This is a genomic window from Firmicutes bacterium HGW-Firmicutes-1 (assembly GCA_002841625.1).
Taxonomy (GTDB): domain Bacteria; phylum Bacillota; class Clostridia; order Lachnospirales; family Vallitaleaceae; genus HGW-1.
Window position 1 is genome coordinate 1 of record PHAG01000024.1, and the last position, 8454, is coordinate 8454.

Consider the following 8454-nt stretch of genomic DNA (forward strand, 5'->3'; position numbering starts at 1 on the left):
ACTTATCAGAAAAAATGCTTTTATCGACAGTCAGCGCACCAACTATAACTGGTGCTTATGTTTTGGATTTATTGGGACATTTTCACAAATAATTGACATCTTTTTTTTAGAGAATTGATTTTTTTTAATAATTTGTTCTGCAGCTTCATTATCCAAAATGATTGTAACATCTCTATGTAATTGTAAAATCGATGCGGGTACATTTGGAGATATTTCTCCAAATATTGTATTATAAATAATTTCCGCTTTGCCGCTTCCACTGGCTAATAGTAAGATTTTTTTGGAATCCATAATGGTACGAATCCCCATGCTTATAGCTCTAGTTGGTACTTCTTCTTTAGATGAAAAAAATCTGGAGTTTGCTTCAATGGTTTCATCATCCAAGTAAACCAAGTGGGTTCTAGATTCAAAATGCACGTTTGGTTCATTAAATCCAATATGCCCATTTACTCCAATGCCTAGTACTTGGAGGTCTATGCCTCCAAGTACTTGTATTTTCTCATCATAAGCCTTACACTCTTCTACTACATTTTCACATTCACCATTGGGAATGAAACTACGATCTTTAGAAACATTGATATGTTTAAAAAGTTTCTGCTCCATATAATAGGCATAACTTTGAGGATTATGTTTTTTTATCGGATAATATTCGTCAAGATTAAAGCTTCTAATTTCAGAATAATCAATTTGATCATTCTCATAGGCCAACACCATTTCATTATACATTCCTGCCGGTGTACTTCCTGTAGCTAGTCCTAAAGTACTATTAGGTTTGATAATAACTTGTGCTGCCACAATACTCGCAGCCTTTTTACTCAATTCTTGATATGATTCTGTTATCAGTATGGTTACATTGCCGATTTTTATTTTCATAAAGTTGCCTTCCTTTGTTAATAGTACTTCCTCATTGCTTAAGATTTTTTATTGGTCATAAAATCAATCCATACTGCAAATAAGAGAATGGCTCCTTTTATAATATATTGATACATAATTTCTACATTCAGTAAACTCATTCCATTGTCTAAGCTTGCCATTACCAATGCACCTATAATGGCGCCAACTATCGTACCTACTCCTCCAGAAGAACTAGTACCACCTATGTAACAAGCAGCAATTGCATCGAGTTCAAAAAGATTGCCTGCAGAAGTAGTAGCTGCATTCAATCTGCCTGTAAACACAATTGATGCCAATGCAGTTAATAGCCCCATTAATACAAAGATAAAGAAATTTACACGTTTAATATTTACACCTGAAAGTCTTGCTGCCTGCTTATTACCACCAATAGCATAAACATATCTACCAAACTTTGTTTTTTTAGTTGTAAAGGTAAAGATTAATACAATGCCTATAAGTAATAATACTGCATAAGGTATTCCTCTGTAACTAATCATGACCATACAAGGAATACTAATAACAGCAGCTACAAGAGCCATCCTTAAAATTTGAAAGGGCATTGATATAACTTCAAGATCATGCTTGATTCTGGAATTACGTTTCCTTAAATCAAGTATAATAAATAATATGATAAAGAAAATGCCGATTATAATGCTAGTATCATTAAAACTTGCATTTTTCAAAAACAGTTTTGGCACATATCCTTGACCAAGTGCCTTAAAACCTAGTGGAAATTCCCCTATTGTTGCACCTTTTGTTATGGCTAGTGTAATCCCTTTGAAAGCTGTCATGCTTGCTAATGTAACGATGAAAGCAGGTACCCCTCTATAAGAAATCCAAAATCCATGCCAGCATCCAACTAGAACACCACAACCAAGTGTGATAATAATTGTAAGTACTGGGTTCAAACCTGCTTTAGTCATAAGGGCAGCCGCTACTGCTCCTAGCGTTCCAGCTACTGAACCTACTGATAAATCTATATGCGTAGCCACTATAACCAAAACCATTCCACATGCAAGAAAACCAACTGTTACCATTTGTAGAAACAAGTTCGATAAGTTTCTAGAGGTTAAAAATATTCCTTCTGTAAGAAGTGCAAATATAATCCATATTGATAATAATGCAATAATCATTGTGTATTGTCTAATATTTTGCTTTATAGAATTTGAAATCATTTGAGTTAATGAAACTTTATTTTGAACGGCTTCTACGTTATTTATTGTTTCAACGTTTTCAGTCATTGTTTACTTACCTCCTGTTGCATAATAAATTACCTTTTCTTGATTGGCTTCTTTCCAAGGAATTTCTCCCGTAATTTTACCTTCATTCATTACTAATATCCTATCGCTCATTCCTAACACTTCCGGTAGCTCAGATGAAATCATAATGACACAAACACCTTGATCAATCAAGTTATTCATAATGTTATAGATCTCATATTTTGCTCCAACGTCTATTCCTCTAGTAGGTTCATCTAATATTAGAACCTTTGGCTCAGTCATTAACCATTTACCTAAAACCACCTTTTGTTGATTGCCTCCACTTAAATTTTCCACCTTTTGCTCTATAGAAGGTGTTTTAACATGAAGATTTGCTATGTACTTCTCAACTGCTTTTACTTCCTTGCTTTCATTGATCACTGACATATTAGACAAACTGTTTAGACTGGCTATAGAAATATTTTGTTTAATGCTCTGCATTAAAATAAGACCATTCCCTTTTCTATCTTCAGATAAGTAACTAATGCCTTCTTTTATAATATCTCTAGGATTTCTTTTCTTGATTTCTACTCCATCCAGCCATATTTCTCCCGAAACATTACTACCATAGCAACCAAATATACTCATAAACAATTCTGTTCTACCTGCACCCATTAACCCTGAGATCCCAAGTATTTCGCCTTTTCTAACGCTAAAACTCACATTATCTATTATTTTTTTATTAGGTATCTCCGGATCATATACAGTCCAATTCTTTATCTCCATCATCACTTCACTAGGGCTGTGTTCTACCCTCGGAAACCTTTGCGTTAATTCTCTACCAACCATTAAAGTGATAAGTTTATCTTCATTTAACTCTTCTGTTGCACGTGTAGTAACAGTTTGACCATCTCTCAAAACTGTAATGTTGTCAGCAATTTTAAATATTTCATTTAACTTATGAGAAATGTAAATACAAGTAACACCTTTCTCCTTAAATTCTTTTAAAAGCTTTAAGAGATTGTCAGTTTCTGCTTCAGTTAATGCAGAGGTAGGCTCATCAAGAATTAATAACTCTGTTTTTTTTGCAATTGCTTTAGCAACTTCAATAAGCTGTTGTTGACCTATGCCAAGATTAATTATTTTTGTATTTGGGTTTATATCTAAACGTACTTCCTTCAATACCTTTTTCGTTTCTACAAAGGATTGTTCCCAATCAATAATGCCTTTTTTTGATATTTCACTGCCTAAAAAAATATTTTCACAAACGTTCATTTGCTTAATCATAGCCAATTCTTGATATATGATTGATATACCTTTTTGTTCACTATCTTTAATGCTGTTAAAGGTTTGTACTTGTCCATTTACAACGATATCTCCACTATAAGTACCGAAGGGATAAACACCGCTCAATATTTTCATTAAGGTTGATTTTCCAGCCCCATTCTCACCAATTAATGCATGAATCTCACCCTTTTTAACTTTGAAGTTTACATTATCTAATGCTTTCACTCCAGGGAACTCTTTCGTTATATTTCTCATTTCAAGAATGTAATCACTCATAACACTCCACCTTTATTGAATTTTGGAACAGTGCCAGGCACTGTCCCAAGCTTCCAAATTCTTAATTTGTGTTCTCTAATTACGCCTATTTATTCAAATCTTCTTCAGATATAAAACCGCTGTCTATTAATTTTTCTTTGTAATTTTTTTTATCTACAACTACTGGTGTTACTTCAATTGACGGAATATCAAACTTACCATTGTTATTTACCTTTGTAGTTTTAAGTTCTTCAGCATTTGCAAGTTTAATTGCTGAAATCATAGCTTCTTTTCCTAGAGCTCTTATGTCATTAAATACCGTAATGCCTTGTGTCCCTTCAATAATTCTCTTAACTGCATCTACTTCAGCATCTTGACCTGTTACAGGTACTTTACCGGCTAAGCCTTGTGCTGCAAGTGCTTGTATGGCTGCACCAGCAGTACCATCATTTGGTGCAAGTACACCTTGAATATCATTTTTATTCACAGTTAATGCATTTTCCATATGTTTTAGAGCTTCCATTGGTTGCCAATCTTTACATTCTTGATCAAGCACAATTTTAATATCTCCACTATCGACTTTTGGTTGAAGTACATTGATAGCGCCTTGTCTATAAAGCACAGCACAACTATCGCCTGGGTCTCCTGAAAGAAGTACGATATTGCCCTTTGGTGCTTGACTTAACAACCACTCAGCTTGCATTTCACCTACAATTAAACTATCAAAAGTAAGATAAAGGTCAACCTCAGCATTCATAACAAGTCTGTCATAAGAAACAACTTTAATGCCTGCATCATGCGCCATTGTAACAATGTTTGCAGCTGCAGTACCATCATGTGGTGCCAAAATAAGGACATCAATTCCTTGGGCAATTAAATTCTCACATTGTGATTGCTGTTTTGCTGCATCATTGTCTGCAATTTGAATAGCTACTTCTACGCCTAATTCTTCTGCAACTTTCTCAAAATTTTCTTTATCTAAAACCCATCTTTCTTCCCTTTGTGTTGGTAAGGATATACCAACTTTGATCTTCTTATCCCCAGTTTTTGAAGTTTCTGTCGTTGAACCACATGCTGTAAACAATCCCGCCATCAATACTACTGTTAAAATTAAGGCAATAAATTTTGTTGCATTTTTCATTCTAATATCCTCCTTATTATTTGTTGCAATTTTACTGCTTTATGTAAAGGTTAATGCAGTTTCTTGGATTTTTTGCTACTCCCTTTTATTTGCTGCTCACACTTTTTAGTGTCTCAGTCTTATTCTTAACGGCTTCGAAAAAAACATAATAAATACAACCATATGCGCCAGCTTCACCACCTAATTTAGATAGTTTAATATTTATTGGAAAAATTGTAAGCCGGTTAACGCACGTTATAATTTGATCAATAATACAATGCATAGATTCTGAGACACCACCTCCAATAATCACAACCTCTGGATTTAAAGTGCTAACCAAATTGGCAATTACAATAGATAAATCTCTAATAAAATGCTCGATAATATCTATTGCTGTTTGATTACCCTTCATAAATTCTATGAACAATTCCTCTGGCATTAATCCTATTTCACTAACTTGTTGTGTTAATGAATGCCCCGAAATTTTCTTCTCTAAACTTCCAAAACCTTCAAGGTCATTAATTGACTCTTTATTAAAATCATCCTTATCAACAATATACCCGAGTTCACCGGCTGAAAAATTATGCCCTTCAATAAGATGACCATTTGCAATAATAGCTCCACCTACTCCAGTTCCAATAGAAATATAAACTAGATTATCACTGTTATCACCATTTCCTATCCATCTTTCTCCTAGCGCTGAAAAATTCACATCATTCTTTATGTAAACTGGAAAAGCATATCGATTACTAAAAAATTCTTTTATATTGGTATCTTTCCAACCCATTTGTACAGATATTCTAACAATTCCCTCTAAGCTATTGATTTCACCTGGTACACCAATACCCATACCTAAGATTTCATTTAAACCTATATTGGCTTCTTCGAGAAAAGAATCTATAATCTTTAAAATTAGATTTAACTCTCCGGTAGAATCCACCTTTTTTTTATGTATGACTTCTCCAAGCCTATTTGTTATCATAAGTAGAATTTTAGTGCCTCCAATATCTACTCCTATAGCGTACTTTTTTACGTCGTCTTTAACTATTTTCATCTATTATTCCTCAATCCTTCAATTAGCTACTTATTTTGCATTTAAAAGATTGCAATCTCTTTCAGTATTTCATCTAGAGATAATGCAAAACCCCCTAAAATAATTTCATCATCATTTAAAGAAGAAAACCCTGTTTTTACTTCAATTGGAATGTAGTCTTTGAGTATTTGATCTAATTTCGCCTTGATATTATAATCGAAATCAACAATCTTTCCTCCAATAATAATCATTTCTATATCTAGTAATGCGCAAATATTGGATAATATTAAACCTAATTTACTAGTGACATCTTCCATAATACTTAGTAAGTCTTCATCCTTATTTGCCAATGCATTATTTACCTCTGTAATGTTAATTGTCTTTTGATCCTTCGATAGAAACCTTTGAGCACGACCATCCTGATTAATTCCAACATGATCTTTTATGTACTCAGTAATCGCTCTTATAGATATTTCATCTTCTAACGTTTTTTTTGCTTGAAGACTTGTTCTTGAATATCCAATTTCTCCAGAAGAAAATCGACTTCCTTCATATAATTTCCCTTCTATAATGATACCTGCACCTACACCCATATCTACACTTATATAGATTAAATTTTTAAAGCCTTTTCCAATACCGTATCGCATTTCGCCAATTGCTGCTAAATTAATGTCATTTTTAATTACGATCTTACAAGTTGGATACGCCTTTGAAATTAAGTCTTCAATACGTTTCAAATCACCAACATTAAACCAAATAGGTGGCATATTTACTTCACCGGTTTGTTGATTTACGGAACCTGGTACACCCATTACAATTGATAAAAGATTACTATGGTTAATATTATTTTTTTGCATTAAATCGTTAATAATTTCGATGGTTTTAACAAATAAATCCTGACCATTTTGATAATCTCTTATGCGGATATCTTCTCTACCAATGATCGTTAATGCCAAATTAGCTAAAACCAATTTTAGGTATTCTCCCTTTAAATCCATACTTACAATATAACCCATATTATAGTTGAAGCTGATAAGCATTGGCCTTCTGCCACCTTCTGATCCACCTTCACCAATCTCTAAAACGACATTTTGTTCAATTAGTTGTGCAATATTTTTATACACACTGGGTGAACTTAATTGAAATACATTTGAAAGTTTAGCCCTAGATGTGGTTCCATGTTTAAATAAATATTGTGCTAGAACCTTTTGGTTGTTTTCCCTTATTGTTTTTGGATTACCTGCCTTATTTTCCACAACAACACCTGCCTTTTCACTTGTACTTACTTATTTAACTTTATTAATTAAGTTTATACTAACCTACTCTTATTCTTTTGTCAATATGGTTTGGGGCCTTAACCACTTATTATATTTATCAGTTCTTAAGTTTAAAAAGTTAGTTCCATTTGATCTTCTTAATGGCCACAATTTCAAATAAATAATCAAATTACGTATGCATAGCCTAACGATTGGCAGCACAAGATAAACCTCTCGATCATATACTTGTTACAATTTATTTATATAGCCCTTTTTTACCCAATAAAAAAAGACCCTAAGGTCTAAATATTTATACGATCTAAAATAAAAATGAGCCACCCGGGACTCGAACCCGGGACACCTAGATTAAAAGTCTAGTGCTCTAGCCAGCTGAGCTAGTAGCCCTTGTGGTGCCCAGAGCCGGAATCGAACCAGCGACACGAGGATTTTCAGTCCTCTGCTCTACCGACTGAGCTATCTGGGCATTCAAAGAATATACAATTTGAGTTGCGGAGATAGGATTTGAACCTATGACCTTCGGGTTATGAGCCCGACGAGCTGCCAACTGCTCCACCCCGCGCTATTAGATATTTCATTACAACCAATTAAATTCCTCTTTACAAGTTATATGAACTTTGTTCTATTCCTTGTGAAGTATAACTTTTCTAGTAAACTAGAAGAATGGAGGGAGAAGGATTCGAACCTTCGAAGGCGGAACCAACAGATTTACAGTCTGCCCCCTTTGGCCACTCGGGAACCCCTCCAAAATTATTTTTTTTATCAAAAAAATAAAAAGCCGACGATCGGACTCGAACCGATAACCTGCTGATTACAAGTCAGCTGCTCTGCCAATTGAGCCACGTCGGCATAATAAATGCTTAATGTGTTTACTTACATCATACTATTTATAGTATACCCAATACATGCCTAGGTTACTTAGTAGCTTTCCGCTTGCGGAATTACTTCATAAATAATATAAAGCCTCAAGATTTGCGTCTGGAAAATATTAATTCGAGTGGGCGCAACAGGGCTCGAACCTGTGACCCCCTGCTTGTAAGGCAGGTGCTCTCCCAGCTGAGCTATGCGCCCCATTTATTATAAGCTTGCTGGTTATAGCTTATAAATATTATTATTAAACAGTTATTTAATAGTTTTTGAGAAAACGACCCAGAAGGGACTCGAACCCTCGACCTCAAGCGTGACAGGCTTGCGTTCTAACCAACTGAACCACTGGGCCAAACATTCGTTTATCAAATTACAAACCAAATTTACACTCATATATTTTAACCCTTACCTATTCAAATAACAAACAATGTTAATGAATCATCTTGGTCAAGCCCTCGACCTATTAGTACTAATCAGCTGAACATGTTACCATGCTTACACCCTTAGCCTATCAACCTGGTAGTC

General features: G+C 34.3%; 6 protein-coding genes, 7 tRNA genes and 1 rRNA gene. All 14 read right to left on the reverse strand.

Annotated features, from left to right (window positions below):
• Nucleotides 1-42: 42 nt before the first annotated feature.
• On the reverse strand, nt 43-873 hold the full coding sequence (nagB, locus tag CVU84_17415) for a glucosamine-6-phosphate deaminase (GenBank protein ID PKM93114.1): 831 nt from the start codon (nt 871-873) through the stop codon (nt 43-45).
• A gap of 38 nt (nt 874-911) precedes the next feature.
• On the reverse strand, nt 912-2069 hold the full coding sequence (locus CVU84_17420) for a sugar ABC transporter permease (protein PKM93119.1): 1158 nt from the start codon (nt 2067-2069) through the stop codon (nt 912-914).
• 69 nt (nt 2070-2138) lie between these two features.
• Nucleotides 2139-3656, reverse strand: a complete 1518-nt coding sequence (locus tag CVU84_17425) for a xylose ABC transporter ATP-binding protein (protein PKM93115.1) — start codon at nt 3654-3656, stop codon at nt 2139-2141.
• An 85-nt stretch (nt 3657-3741) separates the two neighbouring features.
• Nucleotides 3742-4776 carry an ATPase gene (locus tag CVU84_17430; GenBank protein ID PKM93116.1) on the reverse strand — a complete coding sequence of 345 codons (1035 nt, stop codon included), beginning with the start codon at nt 4774-4776 and terminating at the stop codon, nt 3742-3744.
• An 85-nt stretch (nt 4777-4861) separates the two neighbouring features.
• Nucleotides 4862-5809 carry a hypothetical protein gene (locus tag CVU84_17435; protein PKM93117.1) on the reverse strand — a complete coding sequence of 316 codons (948 nt, stop codon included), beginning with the start codon at nt 5807-5809 and terminating at the stop codon, nt 4862-4864.
• A gap of 41 nt (nt 5810-5850) precedes the next feature.
• Nucleotides 5851-7044 (reverse strand): hypothetical protein, encoded by a 1194-nt coding sequence (locus tag CVU84_17440; GenBank protein PKM93118.1) that lies wholly within the window; start codon nt 7042-7044, stop codon nt 5851-5853.
• Nucleotides 7045-7375: 331 nt separating this feature from the next.
• Nucleotides 7376-7449: transfer RNA gene (locus CVU84_17445), tRNA-Lys, on the reverse strand.
• Nucleotides 7450-7452: 3 nt separating this feature from the next.
• Nucleotides 7453-7528, reverse strand: a tRNA-Phe gene (locus CVU84_17450).
• Nucleotides 7529-7551: 23 nt separating this feature from the next.
• Nucleotides 7552-7624 (reverse strand) — tRNA-Met (locus CVU84_17455).
• Nucleotides 7625-7726: 102 nt separating this feature from the next.
• Nucleotides 7727-7808, reverse strand: a tRNA-Tyr gene (locus tag CVU84_17460).
• Nucleotides 7809-7838: 30 nt separating this feature from the next.
• Nucleotides 7839-7911: transfer RNA gene (locus tag CVU84_17465), tRNA-Thr, on the reverse strand.
• A gap of 149 nt (nt 7912-8060) precedes the next feature.
• Nucleotides 8061-8133 (reverse strand) — tRNA-Val (locus tag CVU84_17470).
• Between the two features lie 74 nt (nt 8134-8207).
• Nucleotides 8208-8281, reverse strand: a tRNA-Asp gene (locus CVU84_17475).
• Nucleotides 8282-8371: 90 nt separating this feature from the next.
• Nucleotides 8372-8454 (reverse strand): 23S ribosomal RNA (locus CVU84_17480); the annotation flags it as partial.